23 protein-coding genes are annotated in these 22787 nt (G+C 60.9%); 17 read left to right on the forward strand and 6 right to left on the reverse strand.

Translation table 11 applies throughout. The annotated features are described in order from the left end of the window. Positions 1–8 precede the first annotated feature (8 nt). Complete coding sequence (locus FBY02_RS24980; RefSeq protein WP_144930856.1) at positions 9–422, reverse strand: hypothetical protein; 414 nt, start codon at positions 420–422, stop codon at positions 9–11. A gap of 60 nt (positions 423–482) precedes the next feature. Here FBY02_RS24980 and FBY02_RS24985 point away from each other — a divergent pair, with 60 nt between their 5' ends. Continuing rightward, positions 483–1559 carry an aminopeptidase gene (locus tag FBY02_RS24985; protein ID WP_144930857.1) on the forward strand — a complete coding sequence of 359 codons (1077 nt, stop codon included), beginning with the start codon at positions 483–485 and terminating at the stop codon, positions 1557–1559. Between the two features lie 110 nt (positions 1560–1669). On the opposite strand, the gene FBY02_RS24990 is transcribed toward FBY02_RS24985, so the two are convergent. Then, positions 1670–2320, reverse strand: coding sequence for an HAD family hydrolase (locus tag FBY02_RS24990; protein WP_144930859.1), 651 nt, complete (start codon positions 2318–2320; stop codon positions 1670–1672). An 89-nt stretch (positions 2321–2409) separates the two neighbouring features. Continuing rightward, positions 2410–2955, reverse strand: a complete 546-nt coding sequence (locus tag FBY02_RS24995; RefSeq protein WP_144930860.1) for a gamma carbonic anhydrase family protein — start codon at positions 2953–2955, stop codon at positions 2410–2412. A 72-nt stretch (positions 2956–3027) separates the two neighbouring features. Here FBY02_RS24995 and prlC point away from each other — a divergent pair, with 72 nt between their 5' ends. From prlC to FBY02_RS25010, 3 genes are all read left to right on the forward strand, one after another. Then, positions 3028–5106, forward strand: a complete 2079-nt coding sequence (gene prlC, locus FBY02_RS25000; RefSeq protein WP_178111920.1) for an oligopeptidase A — start codon at positions 3028–3030, stop codon at positions 5104–5106. Further along, positions 5103–5381, forward strand: a complete 279-nt coding sequence (locus FBY02_RS25005) for a YheV family putative zinc ribbon protein (protein ID WP_144930863.1) — start codon at positions 5103–5105, stop codon at positions 5379–5381. The genes prlC and FBY02_RS25005 overlap by 4 nt, the downstream gene beginning before the upstream one ends. 113 nt (positions 5382–5494) lie before the next feature. Further along, the gene (locus FBY02_RS25010; RefSeq protein WP_144930865.1) at positions 5495–7492 is read left to right on the forward strand and encodes a M3 family metallopeptidase; all 1998 of its coding nucleotides are present in this window, start codon (positions 5495–5497) and stop codon (positions 7490–7492) included. Here FBY02_RS25010 and FBY02_RS25015 read toward each other — a convergent pair. Beyond that, positions 7473–8153 carry a tyrosine-protein phosphatase gene (locus FBY02_RS25015; RefSeq protein WP_144930867.1) on the reverse strand — a complete coding sequence of 227 codons (681 nt, stop codon included), beginning with the start codon at positions 8151–8153 and terminating at the stop codon, positions 7473–7475. The two genes, FBY02_RS25010 and FBY02_RS25015, sit on opposite strands and share 20 nt — an antisense overlap. 197 nt (positions 8154–8350) lie before the next feature. Here FBY02_RS25015 and FBY02_RS25020 point away from each other — a divergent pair, with 197 nt between their 5' ends. The 4 genes from FBY02_RS25020 (at position 8351) to FBY02_RS25040 (ending at position 12722) form a co-directional block, all read left to right on the forward strand. Beyond that, the gene (locus tag FBY02_RS25020; RefSeq protein ID WP_144930869.1) at positions 8351–9409 is read left to right on the forward strand and encodes a PA0069 family radical SAM protein; all 1059 of its coding nucleotides are present in this window, start codon (positions 8351–8353) and stop codon (positions 9407–9409) included. Positions 9410–9603: 194 nt separating this feature from the next. Further along, positions 9604–10335 carry a carbonic anhydrase gene (locus FBY02_RS25025; RefSeq protein ID WP_144930871.1) on the forward strand — a complete coding sequence of 244 codons (732 nt, stop codon included), beginning with the start codon at positions 9604–9606 and terminating at the stop codon, positions 10333–10335. Positions 10336–10427: 92 nt separating this feature from the next. Continuing rightward, positions 10428–11957: a SulP family inorganic anion transporter gene (locus FBY02_RS25030; protein WP_144930873.1), complete on the forward strand. Its 1530-nt coding sequence runs from the start codon at positions 10428–10430 to the stop codon at positions 11955–11957. Between the two features lie 225 nt (positions 11958–12182). Then, the gene (locus FBY02_RS25040) at positions 12183–12722 is read left to right on the forward strand and encodes a hypothetical protein (RefSeq protein WP_144930875.1); all 540 of its coding nucleotides are present in this window, start codon (positions 12183–12185) and stop codon (positions 12720–12722) included. Positions 12723–12883: 161 nt separating this feature from the next. On the opposite strand, the gene FBY02_RS25050 is transcribed toward FBY02_RS25040, so the two are convergent. Beyond that, the gene (locus FBY02_RS25050) at positions 12884–13534 is read right to left on the reverse strand and encodes a hypothetical protein (protein ID WP_144930877.1); all 651 of its coding nucleotides are present in this window, start codon (positions 13532–13534) and stop codon (positions 12884–12886) included. Positions 13535–13907: 373 nt separating this feature from the next. Between FBY02_RS25050 and coxB the strand changes: the two genes are divergently transcribed. From coxB to FBY02_RS25070, 4 genes are all read left to right on the forward strand, one after another. Continuing rightward, positions 13908–15035, forward strand: a complete 1128-nt coding sequence (gene coxB, locus FBY02_RS25055; protein WP_144930879.1) for a cytochrome c oxidase subunit II — start codon at positions 13908–13910, stop codon at positions 15033–15035. Between the two features lie 82 nt (positions 15036–15117). Beyond that, on the forward strand, positions 15118–16710 hold the full coding sequence (gene ctaD, locus FBY02_RS25060) for a cytochrome c oxidase subunit I (RefSeq protein ID WP_144930880.1): 1593 nt from the start codon (positions 15118–15120) through the stop codon (positions 16708–16710). A gap of 131 nt (positions 16711–16841) precedes the next feature. After that, positions 16842–17393 carry a cytochrome c oxidase assembly protein gene (locus tag FBY02_RS25065; protein WP_047704029.1) on the forward strand — a complete coding sequence of 184 codons (552 nt, stop codon included), beginning with the start codon at positions 16842–16844 and terminating at the stop codon, positions 17391–17393. Between the two features lie 24 nt (positions 17394–17417). After that, entirely contained in the window at positions 17418–18305 is an 888-nt protein-coding gene (locus tag FBY02_RS25070; RefSeq protein WP_144930883.1) for a cytochrome c oxidase subunit 3, read from the forward strand. Positions 18306–18313: 8 nt separating this feature from the next. Here FBY02_RS25070 and FBY02_RS25075 read toward each other — a convergent pair whose 3' ends face one another. After that, entirely contained in the window at positions 18314–18517 is a 204-nt protein-coding gene (locus tag FBY02_RS25075) for a twin transmembrane helix small protein (protein WP_144930885.1), read from the reverse strand. A gap of 70 nt (positions 18518–18587) precedes the next feature. Here FBY02_RS25075 and FBY02_RS25080 point away from each other — a divergent pair, with 70 nt between their 5' ends. From FBY02_RS25080 to FBY02_RS25100, 5 genes are read left to right on the forward strand one after another with little or no spacing between them, the layout of a single operon-like run. Next, on the forward strand, positions 18588–19325 hold the full coding sequence (locus FBY02_RS25080; protein WP_144930887.1) for an SURF1 family protein: 738 nt from the start codon (positions 18588–18590) through the stop codon (positions 19323–19325). Further along, a complete protein-coding gene (locus FBY02_RS25085) occupies positions 19291–19884 on the forward strand; it encodes a hypothetical protein (RefSeq protein ID WP_144930889.1) in 594 nt (197 codons plus the stop codon). The genes FBY02_RS25080 and FBY02_RS25085 overlap by 35 nt, the downstream gene beginning before the upstream one ends. A 10-nt stretch (positions 19885–19894) precedes the next feature. Then, entirely contained in the window at positions 19895–20974 is a 1080-nt protein-coding gene (locus tag FBY02_RS25090) for a heme A synthase (protein ID WP_144930891.1), read from the forward strand. Beyond that, a complete protein-coding gene (gene cyoE / locus FBY02_RS25095) occupies positions 20962–21861 on the forward strand; it encodes a heme o synthase (RefSeq protein ID WP_144930893.1) in 900 nt (299 codons plus the stop codon). Before FBY02_RS25090 ends, cyoE begins: the two co-directional genes overlap by 13 nt. Continuing rightward, entirely contained in the window at positions 21858–22493 is a 636-nt protein-coding gene (locus FBY02_RS25100; protein WP_144930894.1) for an SCO family protein, read from the forward strand. The genes cyoE and FBY02_RS25100 overlap by 4 nt, the downstream gene beginning before the upstream one ends. The last annotated feature ends 294 nt before the right edge of the window (positions 22494–22787 follow it).

Raw genomic sequence — 22787 nt, forward strand, 5'->3', positions numbered from 1 at the left:
AGCGCCGATCAACTCTGCTGGCAGCCCGCTGGCGTACCTTGGCCCACGACCTTGCGCTGCTGATCATAGAGCTTGGCCCACGGACGGAAACCGATGCTGCCGGCCTGCAACTGGTAACGCTGGCCTGCGTTGAAGTCCTTGAATTTCACATTCAACCGACAATCCCGCCACAACGGCTCGGCATCCGGGCCTATATTGCCGGGCTCGACGGCAAACTGATAACGCACGGTCAGCTCATGGGCGCCGGGCTGCACTTCGAAATAACGCCTGTCCACGGACATCTTGTCATCGACTTCCAGCGCTTGCAGCGCTGTATCCTGATGGTTGCCAAGATCGATCCACGCTTGCGAAGGATCAGGGTCGGGCAAGCTGGCACAACCGGTCAGCAGCAACAAGCCACTCGTCAGCATCAACACGCGCATAGCGAAGCTCCGGGCAGGCGGGATAGTCTTGTGGGCAGACTTTTCCCAGGGTGACTCCAATTGATCAGGCCGCGTTCCAGCCATCGGTTACTCGACCGTGTTTTCAGGATTTTGTTTCCGGGCCTCCTGCTTTTGTTACTCAACGGTTGTTCCAATGTCGGTTACTACAGCCAGCTCATCGGCGGACAGTTGCGGCTGTTGCAGGCCAGGGAGCCTGTCGACCAAGTGATTGCCGACCCCACCCGCGACGCCCGCTTGCGGCAGCACTTGGCCCAGGCCCGTGAAGCACGAACCTTCGCCAGCTCACATCTGCATCTGCCGGACAACAAAAGTTACCGCCTCTATGCGGACATTGGTCGGCCTTATGTAGTCTGGAATGTCTTTGCCACGCAGGAGTTTTCCCTGGCCCCACAAAACCACTGCTTCCCCATCGCCGGTTGCGTGGCGTATCGCGGTTTCTACAGCCAGAGTGCCGCCCGTGGCGAAGCGGCCTTGCAACGTTTGCGTGGCATGGACGTATCGATTGGCGGAGTAGAGGCTTATTCAACCCTGGGCTGGTTCAACGATCCGATCCTGAGCTCGATGATGCACTGGGGCGACGAACGCCTGGCCACGCTGATTTTTCATGAACTGGCACACCAGCGCTTCTACGTACAGGACGACACCGAGTTCAACGAATCCTTCGCCACCTTTGTCGAACAGGAAGGCACCCGGCAATGGCGTGCCAGCCGCGGGCTGGCACCGGATGATGGCAAGCAGATACTTCAGCGCGACCAGTTCATTCAATTGATCCTCGACACCCGTCAACGACTGGAAAAGCTTTACGCCCAGCCCCTGCCAGCCGAACAGATGCGCCAGAAAAAGGCCCAGGCGTTCGAACGGCTGCGCGCCGAGTATGCGCAGATGCGTGACAGCCAGTGGGCCGGCGACAAACGTTACGACGCCTGGGTCTATGCGCCGCTGAACAATGCACGGTTGCTGCCGTTCGGGCTCTACGACCAATGGGTGCCGGCGTTCGCGGCGTTGTTCCGGCAGACCTCGGGCGATTGGGTGGCGTTTTATGCCGCGGTGGAAAAGCTCGGCAGGCTGCCGGTGGATGAACGTAAGGCGGCGTTGAAGGCGTTGGCAGGGTCATAGCATCCATTGATTGAGCCGGCCTCATCGCGGGCAAGCCTTGCTCCCACAGGGGAGTCCTTCATGCCCGATGAGTTCTATGGGAGCAAGGCTTGCCCGTGACGGCTATCGAGCTACGCCCGCAAAAACGCCTGATGCAGCTCATCCACCGTCTGGAAGTGATACGCCGGACTCTCGGCCATGAGCTCCTCGCGACTGCCAAACCCATATCCCACCGCCGCCGCATCCAGACCATTGGTGCGGGCGCCGATCAGGTCATGTTTACGGTCACCGATCATCAGGGTGTTGGCTGGGTCGAGGCTTTCTTCGGCAAGCAAGTGAGCGATCAATTCGACTTTGTCGGTGCGCGTGCCATCCAGCTCGCTGCCATAGATCACCTTGAAGTGCCGCGCAAAATCAAAGTGACGAGCGATTTCCCGGGCGAAGACCCAGGGCTTGGAGGTGGCGATGTACAACTGCCGGCCCTGGCCGCCCAAGGTTTCCAACAGCGGCATCACCCCTTCGAAAACACGGTTCTCGTACAGGCCGGTGACCTTGAAGCGCTCGCGATAGAAATTCACCGCCTCCCAGGCCTTCGCTTCGTCGAAGCCATAGAACTGCATGAAGGCCTGTAGCAGCGGCGGGCCGATGAAATGTTCGAGACGGGTCACGTCGGGCTCGTCGATACCCAGTTTGCTTAAGGCGAACTGGATCGAGCGGGTGATGCCTTCACGTGGGTCGGTGAGGGTACCGTCGAGGTCGAACAGTACGGTCTGGTAGTGCATGCAAGCTCCTGGGTGAATGAATCAGTAGCAAGAAGGTTCATCTGTGGTGAGGGGATAAATCCCCTCGCCACAGTGATTCAACAGATGTTTCAGGGCTGGTCATAACCTTCAGCCAGGTGCAAATCCTTGAGCTTCACGTAGTTCGCCGCGCTGTAGGTGAAGAAGGCGTGCTCCTTGTCGGTCAGCGGCCGGGCTTGCTTCACCGGGCTGCCCACATACAGGAAGCCACTCTCGAGGCGTTTGCCCGGCGGCACGAGGCTGCCGGCGCCAATGATCACATCATCTTCGACCACCGCGCCGTCCATGACGATGCTGCCCATGCCGATCAGCACCCGGCTGCCTACAGTGCAGCCATGAAGCATGACCTTGTGGGCAATGGTCACGTCGTCGCCGATCAGCAAGGGGAAGCCATCGGGATTGAAAGGACCGGCGTGGGTGATGTGCAGCACGCAGCCATCCTGGACGCTGGTACGGGCACCGACGCGGATGCGGTGCATGTCGCCGCGAATGACCGTCAGTGGCCAGACGGAGCTGTCTTCGCCGATTTCAACGTCACCGATCACCACCGCAGTGCTGTCGACGAAAGCGCCCCGGGCAAGCCGTGGGGTGTGATTCTGGTACGTGCGAAGGGTCACGATAGGCTCTCTCTTTTCTACTGATAGTCGCTGCTAGCTGCGGTGAAGGTCGATTGTAATTAAGATGGGCCGATGTTTCTTCCAGCCAAGGTGCCAACCGTGAGCGTGAACAACCCTCTTTTACAGCCCTATGACCTGCCGCCATTCTCGGCGATCCGTGCCGAGCACGTGCAACCGGCCATCGAGCAGATCCTGGCTGACAACCGTGCCGCCATCGCGCAGATCCTCAAGACCCAAGGCCAACAGCCTACCTGGGCCGGCCTGGTGCTGGCGATGGACGAGCTCAACGATCGCCTGGGTGCCGCCTGGAGCCCGGTCAGCCACCTGAATGCCGTGCGCAACAGCCCGGAACTGCGCGAGGCCTACGAGGCCTGCCTGCCAGCGTTAAGCGCCTACTCCACCGAGCTGGGCCAGAACCGCGAGCTGTTCCAGGCCTTTGAAGCCCTGGCGAACAGCCCTGAGGCCGCCGGTTTCGACGTGGCGCAAAAAACCATCCTCGAACATTCCCTGCGGGATTTCCGTCTGTCGGGTATCGACCTGCCGCCGGAGCAGCAGAAACGCTACGCCGAGGTGCAAAGTAAGTTGTCCGAGCTGGGCAGCCGGTTCTCCAACCAACTGCTGGACGCCACCCAGGCCTGGACCAAGCACGTCACCGTTGATGCCGCCCTCGCCGGCCTGACCGAGTCGGCCAAAGCACAAATGGCTGCGGCCGCCCAGGCCAAGGGACTGGATGGCTGGCTGATCAACCTGGAATTCCCCAGCTACTACGCGGTGATGACCTACGCCGAAGACCGTGCCCTGCGTGAAGAAGTCTACGCGGCCTACTGCACCCGCGCCTCGGACCAAGGCCCGAATGCCGGTCAGAACGACAACGGCCCGGTGATGGAGCAGATCCTCGATCTGCGCCAGGAACTGGCCCAATTGCTGGGCTTCGCCAACTTCGCAGAACTGAGCCTGGCGACCAAGATGGCTGAGTCCAGCGATCAGGTCCTCAGCTTCCTCCGTGACCTGGCCAAGCGCAGCAAGCCGTTCGCCGCCCAGGACCTGGAACAACTGAAAGCCTTCGCCGCCGAGCAAGGCTGCCCCGACCTGCAAAGCTGGGACAGCGGTTTCTACGGTGAAAAACTGCGCCAGCAGCGTTACAGCGTGGCCCAGGAAGCCCTGCGCGCCTACTTCCCGATCGACAAGGTCCTGAGCGGCCTGTTCGCCATCGTCCAGCGTCTGTACGGCATCGAGATCGCCGAACTGAAAGGCTTCGATAGCTGGCACCCGGACGTGCGCCTGTTCGAAATCAAGGAGAACGGCCAGCACGTCGGCCGCTTCTTCTTCGATCTCTATGCCCGCGCCAACAAGCGTGGTGGCGCCTGGATGGACGGCGCCCGGGACCGTCGTCGCACCATTGATGGCGTGCTGCAAAGCCCGGTCGCCAACCTGGTGTGCAACTTCACCCCCGCCGACAGTGGCAAACCGGCACTGCTGACCCACGACGAAGTCACCACGCTGTTCCACGAATTCGGCCATGGCCTGCACCACTTGCTGACCCGCGTCGAGCACGCCGGCGTATCCGGCATCAATGGCGTGGCCTGGGATGCCGTGGAACTGCCGAGCCAGTTCATGGAGAACTGGTGCTGGGAGCCTGAAGGCCTGGCGCTGATTTCCGGCCACTACGAAACCGGAGAACCGCTGCCCCAGGACCTGCTGGAAAAGATGCTCGCGGCGAAAAACTTCCAGTCCGGCCTGATGATGGTCCGCCAGCTGGAATTCTCGCTGTTCGACTTCGAGCTGCACGCCACCCATGGCGACGGTCGCAACGTCCTGCAAGTGCTCGAGGGCGTGCGCGACGAGGTGTCGGTCATGCGTCCACCGGCCTACAACCGTTTCCCCAACAGCTTTGCCCACATCTTCGCCGGCGGCTACGCGGCGGGCTACTACAGCTATAAGTGGGCGGAAGTGCTGTCGGCCGATGCGTTCTCGAAGTTCGAGGAAGACGGCGTGCTCAACGCCGACACCGGTCGCGCTTTCCGCGAGGCGATCCTGGCCCGTGGGGGTTCCCAGGAGCCGATGGTGCTGTTCGTCGACTTCCGTGGCCGTGAGCCGTCGATTGACGCACTCTTGCGCCATAGCGGCCTGAGCGAGGACGCGGCAGCATGAGCGAGGGGCCTGTGATCACGAAAAAACGCTTTATCGCCGGGGCAGTCTGCCCGGCGTGCAGCGAGCCGGACAAGTTGATGATGTGGAACGAAGACGGCGTGCCTCATCGCGAGTGCGTCGCCTGCGGTTACTCCGACACGCTCAATGAACAAGGTCTGTCGGTGCCCAAGGAACTCGGCACCCGGGTCAACACGTCGGCGCTTAAAGTGTCGGACGCCAAGGTCCAGGCAGTGCAGTTCTTTCCCAACCCCAAGCTGAAGAAAAAAACCGACTGACATCTCCGGCATCACCTTCCGGGCCGCCCGGCCCGGGAGCGATACATATATACCGCCAGGCCTCACGCCTTCCTGCCCAGACTGGCCAGCCCAGACAGACAGGAAGGCTCTCCATGCCCCACGATGATAATCCCCTACTGCAGGCGTATGACCTGCCGCCATTTTCGCAGATTCAAGCCGAACACTTCTTACCCGCCCTCGACCGACTGCTTGCCGAAAGCCGCGATCAGGTGGCCCACATCATCAAGACCCAGACGCCCTTTCCCACCTGGGACGACCTCGTGTTGGCCATGGATGAAATCCACACACGATTGGAAGGCTTCGGTTACCTGCTGCACATTTTGACTACGACCCGGACAGGGGATGCCTGGGCCCGGGCTTCCCTGGATTGCAGTGAACGGTTACATGATTTCGTGGCTGCGCTGAAACAACACCCCACCCTGTTCGAGCTCTATCGGCGCTTGGCGGACAGTCAGATCGCCAAGCATTTCGCACCGACTCGCACGCGGGTCCTGAAGAAAATCCTGCGCCAATTTCAGCAGGACATGCCGGCAGGCCAGAGCCTGCTGAAGCTGCGCATTAAAGAGGTCCAGGGGTTATTCCTGGAAAACCTGCAAATGGCCAACCGGGCCTGGCGCAAAACCTTTGACGATGAAGCCCAGCTAAGCGGCCTGCCTTCGCGGTTCAAGCAACAGATGGCCCGTCAGGCGCGCGAAGCCGGCCAAACGGGATGGCTGCTGACGCTTAATGATGAATCGTTCGGCATCGTCACTCACTACGCCGACAACCGCTTCCTACGTCAACAGATGTACGAGGCCTACAGCACCCGCGCATCGGATCAAGGCCCACACGCAGGCCAGTTCGACAACACCGACGTACTCAGGCAATTGCTCGATGACCGTCATCAGTACGCCACCTCCCTGGGCTATTCGGACTTTGCCCAGCTGGCGATCGAGCCAGAGCAAGCCGCCTCCACCGAAGAAGTCATGACGTTCCTGCGGGCACAGCTCGAACGACAGCAGCGCCACTTCAAACAGGACGCCGAACAGCTCAAGGCTTTTGCCGCGCAGCAAGGTCTCAGCGACCTCCAGCCCTGGGACTACGCCTACCTGGCGAATCGACTTCGCCAGCAAGCAGCAGGCGCGTCCAAGGAAACACTGAGTGTCTGGTTTGCATTGGAGCCCACGTTTGCCCAGCTGTTGCGGATGGCGACGGAGTTGTTCGGCGTCGACTTCGTCGAGCGACAGGATGTGACGACCTGGCACCCGGACGTGCGTCTGTTCGAAGTCAGCGAGTGGGGCACGGTCATTGGCTACATCTATCTCGATCCATTTTCGGACACCAACCGAGACGGCTTTCCCAATACCACCACCCTGCGAAACCGCCATATCACCGCCGAGGGGCGCCCTAGGCATCCCATCGCCACGCTGCATGCCTGGCTGCCGCGCAGCGAAGGACCAGACCCAGTCCTGCTCGATCATCTGCAACTGCGAATCCTTTTCCATGAATTCGGCCATTGCCTGCAGCATGTCCTGACCCGCGCCGACTATCGCGATCTATCAGGCATCAACAGTCTGTCTCGCGATACCGCCGAATTTGCCGGGATCCTGTTCGAGCAATGGTGCTTCTCCAGGCAATGTCTAGTGCGGATCTCGAAGCACTACCAAACCGGAGAAAGGATGCCTGACGAGGTCGCCACTCAACTGCTGACCTTCGCCCGTACCCAGACCAGTTGGGAAACCGCGGTGCTGTTGCGCAGCGCATTATTCGACATCGAACTGCACCGCACCCACGGCGACGGACGGACCGTCCAGCAAGTATTTGACCAAGCCAACGCGCAGGTAGGGCATCTGCCGGTGTCCCCGAACGAGCGCTGGCCCAATGGCCTGGACTACTTGGTGACCGGCTACGGGGCGACGATCTACGCCTATGTCTGGGCGAAGGAACTGGCCATGAACGTGTTCCAGCGGTTCAAGCACGACGGCATATTCAACCCCACAACCGGCCGCGCGTTACGCGAAACCATTTTTGCGCCAGGTGACTCACGACCGTTATCCGTCTCCATCGCCGCCTTCTCAGGCACATCACCGATCAGCGCTCGGGAAGGATGATTTGCGGCTCAAGGTGATGGGCTGTGGTGGTCGAATTGACCCAGCTCTTCAAGGAACAAAGGGCGAACACGCTGGTGCTGCATTCACCGTTCGCCAAAGCAAGACGGAGTTTGTCCACATCGGCCTGCATCATGTAACGAACCCCATCCTTGAAGTGATGGCTGTCACCGAAACCGCCTTCGGTCATTTCGTTCAGCGCGTCCTCTTTGCTCCAGCCCTGCACCACCACCCTGTACATCGCCGCCACCAGCCCGGTGCGATCAGAACCGTGCTTGCAGTGCATCAGCACGGGCCCCTTGGCTTCGGCGGCCTGGACGGCACGCAAGGCCCGGAGGATGTCGCTGTCGTCGACATGATTGGTGCGATAAGGCAACCGTACCTGCTCGATGCCGGGGGTGGAGAGCCAGCGCGCATCGGATTCCGGCAGGAACGTAATGACCGTACCGATCCTGAGCTTCGTCAGCAGAGGCAGGGCTCCGCCATCCGGCAGGGAGCTGCGGTAAAGAGTGGGTGACATCTGGTAGAGGTTGTAATCCTTTTCCACCGGCTGCGCCCACTCGGCGGGCCTCGTTTGTACGACATCAGCGGCTTGGGCGTAAGGCCCGGCCAGCCCCATCAGCAAAGCCAGGCAACACAGAGAACGGGAGCGGAGCTTGAACATGCAGAGAAGGCCGCAAACAAAGGAATTCGAGGTGGAGCAGTTTCGACCCGTCCCGGTAAAAAACCTGTAACAAGGACGTCAAAGTGTTGTGAATTGCGGTCCGCAAATGGGCCAACATTCGCTCAGGCGCTGAATGGCACTGGTCCAATCCGAAGGCAGGCGATACTGTATGTACATACAGCATTGGAGTATTCCCCATGTCAGTTCCCCTTCCGCCTCGCGGCCGTGGCACCGCCGCCAATCCGCACAACCGCTTCGCCCCAAGTCGTTCGGTGGTCGAGGATGATGGCTGGTATCAGGAAGTACCGCTGACCCAAGGCACCGAAGTGAGTTTCGAAACGGCGAAGACCATCATCACCCGCAACACTTCGCCGGATATCCCTTTCGATCGTTCGATCAACCCGTATCGGGGCTGTGAACACGGCTGTATCTACTGCTATGCAAGGCCCAGCCATGCGTATTGGGACATGTCGCCGGGGCTGGATTTCGAAACCAGGCTGATTGCCAAGAGCAACACCGCCGACGTGCTTGAGGAGCAGCTCTCCAAGCGCGGCTATCAATGCGCGCCGATCAACCTGGGCTCCAATACCGATCCTTACCAACCCATCGAACGCGAACAGCGCATCACCCGTCGGATCCTGGAGGTGCTGCTGCGCTATCGTCATCCGGTGACCATCGTGACCAAGGGCTCGCTGATTCTGCGGGACCTGGACCTGCTCACCGAGCTGGCCCGGCAGAGACTGGTGGCAGTGATGATCAGCCTCACTACCCTGGACGATGAGCTCAAGCGTATTCTCGAACCCCGCGCTGCGGCGCCCAAGGCGCGGCTGCGAGCGATCAGGGTGATGCGGGAGGCAGGCATTCCCGTGGGGGTGTTGTGCGCGCCCATGATTCCGATGATCAACGACTGCGAAATCGAAAGCCTGCTGAACGAAGCCCATGCCGCCGGTGCCCAAAGTGCCTCTTACATCATGCTGCGCCTGCCGCTGGAAGTCGCGCCGCTGTTCGAGGAGTGGTTGCAGGCCCACTACCCGCAGCGCGCCGCCCATGTGTTGAGCCTGGTCCGCCAGAGCCGTGGCGGCGAGCTGTACGACAGCCAGTTCGGCAAACGCATGCGCGGCGAAGGTCCCTTTGCCGACCTGCTGGCCCAGCGCTTCGCCAAGGCGATCAAGCGCTTGGGCCTCGACCGGCGCGAAGGTTACAATCTCGACTGCGAGGCGTTTTGTCCGCCGGGTCGGCAGATGTCGCTGATTTGACTGAAGTTGCCCAGCAGCACAGGTCGGACAGGAAGGCACCTGCACTTTAGGTCATGCCCGAAATCATTGTCCTAGAGCCTCCGATTCAGTTTGAGTTAAGTTTCAACCGCTACCTTATTCATCGAGTGACTGACGGGTCGAACCCTTCGACCTGGATGTTTTTTAACCAGCCACTGGCGTTATGAGGATGAATCATGAGTGACAAGGATAAACAGCCGTTGGCTGCGTCGGCTTCAGCCCAACCCGAGGCGGAAACCGCCGATGCAGCGCTGCAGCATATTGTTGACGGCTTTTTGCATTTCCATCACGAAGTCTTCCCGCAGCAGGAAGAACTCTTCAAGAAACTCGCCACCGCCCAATCGCCCCGAGCGATGTTCATCACCTGCGCCGATTCGCGCATCGTGCCCGAGCTGATCACCCACAGCTCCCCAGGCGACTTGTTCGTGACCCGCAACGTCGGCAACGTCGTTCCGCCTTATGGACAAATGAACGGCGGCGTCTCCACCGCCATCGAATATGCCGTGCTGGCCCTTGGGGTACAGCACATCATTGTGTGCGGCCATTCCGATTGCGGCGCCATGCGTGCGGTGCTCAACCCTGAAACCCTGGAAAGAATGCCCACGGTCAAAGCCTGGCTGCGCCACGCCGAAGTGGCCAAGACCATGGTCCACGACAACTGCCCATGCGGCGACGAAAAACAGACCATGCCCGTCCTCACCGAAGAAAACGTGATCGCACAGTTGCAGCATCTGCGAACGCACCCTTCGGTGGCCTCGCGCATGGCCAGCGGCCAGTTGTTCATCCATGGCTGGGTGTACAACATCGAGACCAGCGAGATCAAAGCCTTCGATGCGGACCAGGGTCGTTTCCTGCCGCTCGATGGCAGCCATCCGATCCCGGTCGCGACGCCCAAAGCGCGCTTCTAATCGCTCCTAAATAAATCCTTGCGTGGTCAAGCCTTCCTGCTCTTCGAGCGGGCGGGCCTTGCCATGCCTGAAGAATCTTCGGGAGAGTCACCATGCGTGCTGCTCAATTGAAAGCTGTTCTGCCACGGGAGCTGCTGGCTTCGGTGGTTGTGTTTCTGGTGGCGCTGCCCTTGTGCATGGGCATTGCCATTGCCTCCGGCCTGCCGCCCGCCAAGGGTCTGATCACCGGCATCGTCGGCGGTCTGATCGTGGGCTTTCTCGCCGGTTCGAAGTTGCAAGTCAGCGGGCCGGCCGCCGGGTTGGCAGTGCTGGTTTTCGAACTGGTGCGCCAACATGGCGTAGGCATGCTCGGGCCGATCCTGTTGCTGGCCGGGTTCCTGCAATTGCTGGCCGGGCGTTTTCGCCTGGGCTGCTGGTTCCGGGTCACCGCACCTGCTGTGGTCTATGGGATGCTGGCGGGTATCGGCGTACTGATCGTGCTGTCCCAGGTTCATGTGATGCTCGATGCGGCGCCCAAGCCGTCAGGGCTGGATAACCTGACGGCGTTCCCCGGCGCAGTCGCCCAGGCGTTGCCGTCGTTCGGCTGGCAGGCCGGCCTGCTGGGTCTGTCGACGATTGCAGTGATGTGGCTGTGGGAAAAGTTTCGCCCTCATAGCCTGCGCTTCATACCCGGCGCCTTGCTCGGCGTAAGCTTGGCCACCGTTGCCAGCCTCGTGCTGGCCCTGCAGGTCAAGCGGGTCGAAGTGCCGGACAACCTCGCTGAAGCCATCGATTGGCTGCGCCCCGCAGACCTGATGAACCTGGCTGATCCAATGTTGCTGGTCGCTGCCCTGACGGTCGCGTTCATCGCCAGCGCCGAAACCCTGCTGTCGGCGGCCGCCGTGGACCGCATGCACAGCGGCGAGCGGGCAGACTTCGACCGCGAACTGTCCGCCCAAGGCATCGGCAACATGCTCTGCGGCCTGCTTGGTGCCTTGCCGATGACCGGGGTGATCGTACGCAGTTCGGCCAACGTCCAGGCCGGGGCCACTACGCGGATGTCGACGATTTTCCATGGCCTGTGGTTGCTGCTTTTTGTCCTGTTGCTGTCCAGTGTGCTGCAAAGCATTCCGGTGGCGAGCCTGGCGGGCGTGCTGGTCTACACCGGCTTCAAATTGGTGGACCTCAAGGCGTTTCGCGGCCTGGGCCGTTATGGCCGGATGCCGATGTTCACCTATGCCGCGACGGCGTTGGCGATCATCTTCACCGACCTGCTGACCGGCGTGCTGATCGGCTTCGGCCTGACCCTGGCGAAACTGGCCTGGAAAGCTTCGCGACTGAAAATCAGCCTGGTCGATCTTCCTCAGGAAGGTGAGATGGAACTGCGCCTGGTCGGTGCGGCGACCTTTCTCAAGGTGCCGGCGCTGACCCAGGTGCTGGGCACCATCCCCCAAGGCGTGACGGTGCACGTGCCGCTCAACAACCTGAGCTACATCGACCACTCCTGCCTGGAGCTGTTGGAAGAATGGGGCCGGGCGAACGCCAGCAAAGGATCGAAGCTGCTGATCGAATCCCGCGGGCTCAAGCGCCGGTTGGAGGGACGCTTGCGGACAACGGCCGGGGTTGGTGCAGCCTCTGCCTGACACGCTGATGAACGAATGTGGGAGCGGGCTTGCTCGCGAAGGCGGTGTAACAGCTAACCAAGAGGCTGTCTGACACTCCGCTTTCGCGAGCAAGCCCGCTCCCACAGATTGGCACTTGGAACAGGTGTACCCACGTACACCTGTCAGCTATGACAGTAGACGCATCCGTTGAGCCAGATTTAGTTTGTAGAGGAGGTATCTTCCCTATCTCCCATGGAGCATTCCATGAACTACACACTGGTATACAAGTTCAACGACTCTAATGAAGATGGCGTGTCCGAAGCCATAATCTCTCGCTATAACAATGGCTACAGGCCTGGGCTCAAGCCCGATGTCGTCGTCACGGCCTATGCCGATGCCAATGGCAGATATGAAACCGCTGAAGGTGTGGATGATGTCGAAGGCGACGACGACATCGACGCAGATGACGCGTCCTACTACACCCTTGCCGCCGACCTGGCCAGCGCCATGGTCACGTTGAGTAGCATGGATGAGAAGCGGCTGTACAAATGCATCATGGTTTCGTTTGGCAGCAATAGCCAGAACGCTGCACTACCCGACGTCAATATCGGCCTCTACAAGAAAGATTCCGACATGACCGCCCCCGACTCAGTCGTGACGGTCAGCGGCTACAACAAAGGACTCTATCGAGAAGTCGTCAACGCCAACGACGCCGACAGCGATGGCGACACTGACCTGGACGATCACTTGATCTATCGGAAGATCGCGAATTCCTTTGCCTCGATGAGAGATTTCAAGGCTTGAAAGCGGAGCGCATCCTGATGAACAAATGTGGGAGCGGGCTTGCTCGCGAAAGCGGTGTATCAGCTAACGAAGTGGTTGTCTGACACTCCGCTTTCGCGAGCAAGCCCGCTCCCACAGGGTTTTGTAACAAATACAGCTTTTTGTGGAGAATCAGCTCTGGATCAAGCCGCCGGCTGATCCAGCTCCAACCCCACACCCAAGCGCCGCGACATGCACGGCCAGCGCTTCCAGGCGGCGCCGGTGTGCGGGCTGCTGAGTTTCTCGCGATAGGTTTCCACCGACTCCAAGGCAAATGTCTCGTCGTTGAGCATCTCGTCAAAGGCGTGATGCACCACTTCATCGAGCTGGTTGGCAAAGGCTTCGCCGATCAACTGGTGGGCAATCAGATTGGCGACCGTCATGTCCAAGGGGATCAATGGCTGGCCGAAATGCTTGATGTACAGGTCGTTGACCTCTTCGACGAATCGATGGGCCAGGTAGGCTTCGTCCAAGAGGCTGTCGAGCCCGACATGGCCGGCCATGATCGTCGGCGGCTGGAGGAAATACTGTTCGGCGATTTTCAGCACCGGTTTGATTTGCGGCTCGATGCCCGCCTCCTTGGCGACCTCGTTGGCTGCATCCAGCAGGTCGGGAACTTCATCGATGTAGGCGGCGACAAACCGCGCCAGGACGTCGTTGGCGTTCGTCTCTGGCAATTGGATAGCCCGGTGCAGGTGCGGTAACTGGCTTTCCAGCTGACGGGCCAACTGGCCAGTCTCGGCTTCGTGTTGTTGGGCTTTTTGGATCTGCTCGCGCAATGCGGCGGTGTTCATGACAACTCCAGGAAAACAAAGGCAATGAAATAGGGAAGACATAACTTAGCTGGCGAATAAACACGCCTAAGACCTATTTGTCATAACTGCCTCTTCCTTGATGCGTCGCTGTTATATCGGTTTGCCATCATCTGGTTTCGCATCCTTCTCCATTCGCGGCTTCCAGCGCAAGTCCTGTCTGTTTCAAACGATTTACGCCATCGCGTTGCGAGGTTGCAGTCGCTGTCTATACTCGGTTCTGAATGGAGTTAGCTGATGAACCCGATGTACGGCAGCAAGGCATGGCGGTTCGAGTTCGTAGTCTGATGTAGCCGCTCTCCTTGCCGCAGGCTTTATGCCTACGGGATAACAAGAACGATAAGGGGAACCCGCAATGACGCGACATCCACATGTTTGGATGGGCCTCCTGTTGTGTTCGATTTTCAGCCAGGCGCAAGCTGCCTGGACTGTGAATATGGCGCCTGGAGCGACACAGATCAGCAATGCAGTATTCGACCTGCACATGACCATCTTCTGGATCTGTGTAGTGATCGGCCTCATCGTCTTCGGCGCCATGTTCTGGTCGATGATGATGCACCGCCGCTCCACCGGCCAGAACGCGGCCCACTTCCACGAAAACACCCGCGTCGAGATTCTCTGGACCATCGTGCCCTTCCTGATCCTGGTGGCCATGGCGATTCCCGCCACCGCGACCCTGATCAAGATGTACGACTCCAGCGAGTCGGAGATCGATATCCAGATCACCGGCTACCAGTGGAAGTGGCATTACAAATACCTGGGCCAGGACGTCGAGTTCTTCAGCAACCTGGCCACCCCCGCCGACCAGATCCATAACCAGAGCACCAAGGGCGAACACTACCTGCTGGAAGTCGACAAGCCACTGGTGCTGCCGGTCGACGCCAAGGTGCGCTTTCTGGTGACCTCCGCCGACGTGATCCATTCCTGGTGGGTACCGGCCTTCGCGGTCAAGCGCGACGCCATCCCCGGCTTCGTCAACGAGGCCTGGACCAAGATCGACAAGCCCGGCATTTATCGCGGCCAATGCGCCGAGCTGTGCGGCAAGGACCACGGTTTCATGCCCATCGTGGTCGAGGTCAAGAGCAAACCCGACTATGAAAAATGGCTGGGCGAACGCAAGGCTGAAGCCGCGCAGCTCAAAGAGTTGACCAGCAAGGAATGGACCCTGGAAGAACTCAAGGAACGTGGTGACAAGATCTACCACACCACCTGCGTAGCCTGTCACCAGGCCGAAGGCCAAGGCCTGCCACCGATGTTCCCAGCGCTCAAGGGCTCGAAGATCGCCACCGGGCCGAAGGCCGATCACCTGAGCATTGTCTTCCACGGCAAACCGGGGACCGCCATGGCCGCATTCGGCAAGCAATTGTCGGAGGTCGATATCGCCGCCGTCGTGACCTATGAACGAAACGCCTGGGGCAACAACAAGGGCGACATGGTCACGCCTAAAGAAGTGCTGGAACTCAAACAGGCGGAAAGCAAATGAGCCGGCCTGACGTGTGTTCCCGCAACCGGTCGGGGCTCATCGCCCCGCGCCGTCCAGCCCATCCGTTCGAAGGAGACAGGACATGAGTGCTGTGATCGATGACCACGGTCATGCCGGCGCCGACCACGCCCACGGCCCCGCCAAGGGTCTGATGCGCTGGGTACTGACCACCAACCACAAGGATATCGGCACGCTGTACCTGTGGTTCGCCTTCTCCATGTTCCTGCTGGGCGGCTCGTTCGCCATGGTGATCCGCGCCGAGCTGTTCCAGCCCGGCCTGCAGATCGTGGAACCGGCATTCTTCAACCAGATGACCACCATGCATGGCCTGGTGATGGTCTTCGGCGCGGTGATGCCGGCCTTCGTCGGCCTCGCCAACTGGATGATCCCGTTGATGATCGGCGCGCCGGACATGGCCTTGCCGCGCATGAACAACTTCAGCTTCTGGTTGTTGCCGGCCGCATTCCTGCTGCTGGTGTCCACGCTGTTCACCGCCGGCGGCGGGCCGAACTTCGGCTGGACCTTCTACGCCCCTCTGTCCACCACCTATGCGCCGGAAAGCGTGACGTTCTTCATCTTCGCCATCCACCTGATGGGGATCAGCTCGATCATGGGCGCGATCAACGTGATCGCCACCATCCTCAACCTGCGCGCCCCCGGCATGACCCTGATGAAAATGCCGCTGTTCGTCTGGACCTGGCTGATCACCGCGTTCCTGCTGATCGCGGTGATGCCGGTGCTGGCCGGTTGCGTGACGATGATGCTGATGGACATCCATTTCGGCACCAGCTTCTTCAGTGCCGCCGGCGGCGGTGATCCGGTGCTGTTCCAACACGTGTTCTGGTTCTTCGGGCACCCCGAGGTGTACATCATGATCCTGCCGGCCTTCGGTGCCGTCAGCTCGATCATCCCGGCGTTCTCGCGCAAGCCGCTGTTCGGCTACACCTCGATGGTCTACGCCACGGCGGCCATTGCGTTCCTGTCGTTCATCGTCTGGGCGCACCACATGTTCGTGGTGGGCATTCCACTGGTGGGCGAGCTGTTCTTCATGTACGCCACCCTGCTGATCGCCGTGCCCACCGGGGTGAAGGTGTTCAACTGGGCCAGCACCATGTGGCAGGGCTCGCTGACCTTCGAGACGCCGATGCTGTTCGCCGTGGCGTTCGTGATCCTGTTCTCCATCGGTGGTTTCTCAGGGCTGATGCTGGCCATCGCCCCGGCGGACTTCCAGTACCAGGACACTTACTTCGTGGTCGCGCATTTCCATTACGTGCTGGTGCCCGGCGCGATCTTCGGGATCTTCGCCTCGGCCTACTACTGGCTGCCGAAATGGACCGGCCACATGTACGACGAAACCCTCGGCAAGCTGCACTTCTGGCTGTCGTTCATCGGGATGAACATGGCGTTCTTCCCCATGCACTTCGTCGGCCTGGCGGGCATGCCCCGGAGGATTCCGGATTACAACCTGCAATTCGCCGACTTCAACATGGTGTCGTCCATCGGCGCGTTCATGTTCGGCACTACGCAGATCTTCTTCCTGTTCATCGTGATCAAGACCATCCGCGGCGGCGAGCCGGCACCGGCCAAGCCGTGGGATGGGGCCGAAGGGCTGGAATGGAGCGTGCCGTCGCCGGCGCCGTATCACACCTTTACTACGCCGCCGGAAGTGAAATGAGATGACACATAGGCCTCCTGTGGGAGCGGGCTTGCTCGCGAAACGGCCGACGCGGTCTGACGGAAATACCGCGTTATCGTTCTTCGCGAGCAAGCCCGCTCCCACAGGGTCCGGTGCACGGGATGGAAACCATGGCTGATTCGATTTCGATGAAAAAACTGGTCACCCGCCTGATGATCGTGGTGGTGGCGATGTTCGTCTTCGGTTTTGCCCTAGTGCCGATCTACGACGTGATGTGCAAAGCGTTCGGCATCAATGGCAAGACCGCCGGGCAGTACGAGGGCGAGCAGGTGGCCGATGCATCGCGGCAGGTTCGCGTGCAGTTCCTGTCGACCAATGCGGTGGACATGCCCTGGGACTTCTACCCCAAGGGCGATCAACTGGTGGTGCAGCCGGGCGCGGTGAACGAGATGGTCTTCGTGGCCCACAACCCCACCGACCGGCCGATGAGCGCCCAGGCCGTTCCGAGCATCGCGCCGAGCACCGCGGCGGCGTATTTCCACAAGACCGAATGCTTTTGTTTTACCCAGCAAGTGCTGCAACCCGGTGAACGGATCGAAATGCCCATGCGCTTCATCGTCGACCGGGACATGCCCAAGGATGTGAAGCACCTGACGCTGTCCTACACGCTGTTCGATATCACCGCTCGTCATCCACCGGTGGCTCAAAACACTGAACGATAGCGTGCCCGATAAGGAGAACAATAAATGGCAACTCACGAACACTATTACGTTCCGGCCCAGAGCAAATGGCCGATCATCGCCACGGTCGGGATGTTCGTCACGGTGTATGGCCTGGCGACCTGGTTCAACGACCTGAAGGCGGCTCGACCGGAATCCCACGGCCCGCTGATCTTCTTTGTCGGCGGCCTGCTGCTGGCCTACATGCTGTTCGGCTGGTTCGGCGCGGTGGTCAAGGAAAGCCGCGCCGGGCTGTACAGCCCACAGCTCGATCGCTCGTTTCGCTGGGGCATGAGCTGGTTCATCTTTTCCGAGGTGATGTTCTTCATCGCCTTCTTCGGCGCGCTGTTCTACGTGCGCCACGTCTCGGGACCGGCCCTGGGCGGCGAAGGCACCAAGGGCCTGGCCCATATGCTCTGGCCGAACTTCCAGTTCACCTGGCCCTTGCTGAACAACCCCGACCCGAAACTCTTCCCGGCCCCCAAGGAAGTCATCAGCCCCTGGGGCCTGCCGCTGCTCAACACCGTGTTGCTGGTCAGCTCCAGCGTCACGGTCACCATCGCCCACCACGCCTTGAAAAAAGGCCACCGTGGCGCGCTGAAGCTGTGGCTGGCGATCACCGTACTACTGGGTTGCGCGTTCCTGGGCTTCCAGGCTGAAGAATACATCCACGCCTACAAGGAACTGGGCCTGACCCTGGGCTCCGGGGTCTACGGCGCGACGTTCTTCATGCTCACGGGTTTTCACGGCGCCCACGTCACCATCGGCACGATCATTTTGTTCGTGATGCTGATGCGCATCATGCGCGGGCACTTCGACAACGAGCATCAGTTCGGCTTCGAGGCGGCGAGCTGGTACTGGCACTTCGTCGATGTGGTGTGGATCGGCTTGTTCATCTTCGTCTACGTGCTCTAGCGCTGTTTTTACCAGGGTGCGTGGGACACCAACTGGCCGCTGAAGAAGCCCCAGGCGATCAAGCCGACGGTGACAGCGGCCAGGCTGACCCGAATCGCCAGGGCGATCATCAGGCGATTGGAATCGCTTTCGTCCTTGACCAGAAAAAACAGGCCGCTGAACAGGCTGGTAACCGTGGCGATCAGCATCAGGACGATGGCTGCTTTTAGCATCAGGGACACTCCGGGGGGACGCGATGCACGTGAGTATAGCTTTCCCGTTCGATGACTTTCGGGCGGCACCATGAAAGGCTTCCGGCCGGGGCTCGTGCCGTCACTGGTGGTGGCCATCCTGGTGCCGGTGATGGTGTGCCTGGGCTTCTGGCAATTGAGCCGGGGCGAACAGAAACGCGTGCTCATGGCGAACTACGCCGAGCGTCGCGTGGCGCTGCCGATGGACAGCGCCGAGCTGCAGCAGACGGCGGACCCGGCCTTTCGACCGGTGCAGCTCAGCGGTCAGTTCGACCCCGAGCACAGCATCCTGCTGGATAACCGCCAGCACGACGGCAAGGTCGGCGTCGAGTTGCTGCAACCCTTTCTCGACCACCGGACCGGGCTGTGGCTGTTGGTCAATCGGGGTTGGCTGCCGTGGCCGGACCGCCGCACCCCGCCGGCCTTCGACACCCCCGAACAGCCCCTGAACCTGGAGGCCTGGGTCTACGTCGCACCCGGCACCACGTTCCAACTCCACGCCGACCCCAGCGGTGCACCGTGGCCACGCCTGGTCACCGCCATCGAGCCGGACAAGCTCTGGGCCGAGCTGGGCCGCCACGGTTTCGCCTATGAATTGCGCCAACAAGGCGGCCCCGGCGTCTACCGGACCGATTGGCCGGTGGTGAGCATGGGGCCGGAAAAGCACCTCGGTTATGCCGTGCAGTGGTTCGCCATGGCGGCGGCACTGTTCGGCCTTTTTCTTTATCTCGGATGGCATAACGCAGGGAGACACCATGGGAAGCGCCATGAATCCAACCAACACGTCTGAGGCACCCTCGGCCCACAGCCGCCGCAAGGGCCGTCTGCAATTGCTGCTGATCGTGTTCGGGGTCGTCGGCCCGATGATCCTGGCCACCGGCATGTACAAATTCCAGTTCTGGGTGCCGGACAGCCGCAGCTACCACGGCGAACTGATCGGCACCGGTCAGACCCGCGCCGAGATCGGCGTACAGGCCGATGAACAGCGCTGGCAGATCCTCGTCACGGCGCCGAAGGAATGCTCGGTGGACTGCCGGCAACTGGTCTACCTGGCCCGGCAGGTGCAGATCGGCCTCGGTCGCGACGCTTCCCGCGCCAGCCATGCCCTGGCCATCGCCCAACCGTTGGATGCCGAATATGACGCCCAACTGCAACGCGAATACCCGCAACTGCAACGCTACCCGCTGGACCTGCCGGTCTATCAGAAAGATGTTCAGAACACCGACGGCGCCCAACTGTGGATCATCGATCCCCACAGCAACCTGGTGCTGCGCTACGACGCCCGGGTCAAGGGCAAGGACCTGCTCAACGACCTGCGGCACCTGTTGAAACTGTCGAACATCGGATGAGGGCATCGACATGGCCAAACCAGGATTTCGCCTTGCGCTGTTTGCCACGCTGCTGGCACTGATCGTCGTATTGCTGGGCGCCTACACCCGCCTGACCCACGCCGGCCTCGGTTGCCCGGACTGGCCCGGCTGCTACGGGTTCATCAGCGTGCCCAAGAGCGAAGCCCAACTGGCCCATGCCGAGCTGCATTTTCCCGACGCCCCGGTGGAAGCCCACAAGGGCTGGAACGAGATGGTCCATCGCTACTTCGCCGGGACCCTGGGCTTGATGATCGTAGCGTTGGCGGCACGGTCCTGGATGAACCGCCACCGCCCGGGCCAGCCATTGAAGTTGCCGTTGTTCCTGCTGGCGGTGGTTTTCGCGCAAGCGGCATTCGGCATGTGGACCGTAACCCTGAAGTTATGGCCGCAGGTGGTGACCGGACATTTGCTGGGCGGCTTCGCGACGCTGAGCCTGCTGTTCCTGCTCACCTTGCGACTGTCCGGGGTGCTGCCGGCGCTGACCGTGCCCAAGCGCTTGCAACACTGGGCCACGGCCGGGCTGCTGCTGGTGATCGGCCAGATCGCCCTGGGCGGCTGGGTCAGCTCCAATTACGCCGCGGTGGCCTGCATCGACTTCCCCACCTGCCACGGCCAATGGCTGCCACCGGCGGATTTCGCCAACGGCTTCCACCTGACCCAACACATCGGCCCGAACTATCTGGGCGGCCAACTCGACAGCGATGCGCGCACCGCCATCCACCTGACCCATCGTATCGGCGCCTTGCTGGTGACCCTGGTGTTACTGGGGCTGGCCTGGCAGTTGAGAAGGGTCGGCATGACCCGGCTGGCTGGCCTGGTGCTGGTCGCCTTGGCCGCGCAGATCACCCTGGGCATCAGCAACGTGCTCTTCCACCTGCCACTGCCGGTGGCCGTCGCCCACAACGCCGGGGGCGCCGCGCTGCTGCTGACCCTGGTGCTGGTCAACTATCACGCCCGCACCAGCCTGGTCCGGGTCAAGCATCCGGTCCCGCTGCGCTGGCGGTTCAATCCGCATAAACACAGCGTCAGCCCCATCACCATTAAAGGAGAGATGCCATGGCAACCCTGACCGGTACACGCCACAGCCGGGCGATCTGGCGCGATTACCTGGAGCTGACCAAACCCAAGGTGGTGGTGCTGATGCTCATCACCTCGCTGGTGGGCATGTTCCTCGCCACCCGCGCCGGGGTGCCGTGGACCGTGCTGGTGTTCGGCAACCTGGGCATCGCCCTGTGTGCCGGCGGCGCGGCGGCGGTCAACCACGTGGTGGACCGACGCATCGACGCCGTCATGGCCCGCACCCACAAACGCCCCCTGGCCGAAGGCCGCGTCTCCCCCGCCGCCGCCCTGACCTTCGCCCTGGCGTTGGCCGTGGCCGGGCAAGCGTTGCTACTGGCCTTCACCAACCCGCTGACCGCCTGGCTGACCCTGGCTTCCTTGCTCGGTTACGCGGTGGTCTACACCGGCTTCCTCAAACGGGCCACACCGCAAAACATCGTCATCGGCGGCCTCGCCGGCGCCGCACCACCGCTGCTGGGTTGGGTCGCCGCCACCGGCCACGTCAGCGCCGAACCGCTGTTGCTGGTGCTGATCATCTTCGCCTGGACCCCGCCGCACTTCTGGGCCCTGGCGATCCACCGCAAAGAGGAATACGCCAAGGCCGACATCCCGATGCTGCCGGTCACCCACGGCGAGCACTACACCAAAATCCATATCCTGCTCTACACCCTGGTGCTGCTGGCGGTGAGCCTGATGCCGTTCGTGATCCAGATGAGCGGCCTGCTCTACCTGGTTTGCGCCCTGGTACTCGGCGCCCGGTTCCTGCAATGGGCCGTGGTGTTGTACCGTGGCAGTCGGCCGCACGCGGCGATCAACACGTTCAAGTACTCTATCTACTACTTGTTCCTGCTGTTCATCGCCCTGCTTGTAGATCACTACTTATTGTTGAGCCTATGACCCGAACCCAGAAAACCGTCTTCATCCTCGTGGCCGTGATCGCACTGATCCTCGGCCTGACCATCAACAAGGTGCTGACCGGCAAAGGCCAGGGCGACCAAACGGCCCTGATCGACGCCGGCATCATCCTGCTGCCCCAGGCCCGCACCCTGCCGGACGTGAAAATGACCGACCAGGACGGCCAGCCCGTGGCAGTGGATGGTTTGAAGGATAAATGGAGCCTGCTGTTCTTCGGCTACACCTTCTGCCCGGACATCTGCCCCACCACCCTCGCCCAACTGCGCCAGATCAAGAGCGAGTTGCCAAAAGAGGCTGTGGATAAGTTGCAGATTGTACTGGTGAGCGTCGACCCGAACCGCGACACGCCCAAGCAGCTCAAGCAGTACCTGGGGTACTTCGATCCGCAGTTCAAAGGCCTCACTGCTTCATCCATCGAAGACCTGCAAAAATTGGCGAATGCAGTGAGCATACCGTTCATCCCGGCGGACACCAGCAAGCCCAACTACACAGTGGATCACAGCGGCAACCTCGCCGTGATCGGTCCAGACGGCACCCAGCGTGGCTTCATCCGTGCGCCGTTGAATAACCAGAAATTGGTGGCGCAGTTGCCAGAGATGCTCAAGCGCAAATAGCACCCCCAGGGGCATGCCGCTCAACCAAGCCATGCCGATCCCTTGTGGTGAGGAAATTCATTGTTGTAGGGAACCTCATTGTGGCGAGGGGATTTATCCCCGCTGGGCTGCGCAGCAGCCCCCCAAAAAGCTGAATGCGGTCTACATGGCACAACGCGATGGCCGGGTCAGGGCAACAGGCCTCCAGCCCCCAATCTCTCTGTGGGAGCAACTGTCTTGGATGATTTATTTAGCCATTCTTTTTCAAGGCAGCAAAAGCTCTCACAGCTCTTGGCAGTGCAGATATCTGGAGAG

The organism is Pseudomonas sp. SJZ078, from assembly GCF_007828255.1.
GTDB lineage: Bacteria > Pseudomonadota > Gammaproteobacteria > Pseudomonadales > Pseudomonadaceae > Aquipseudomonas.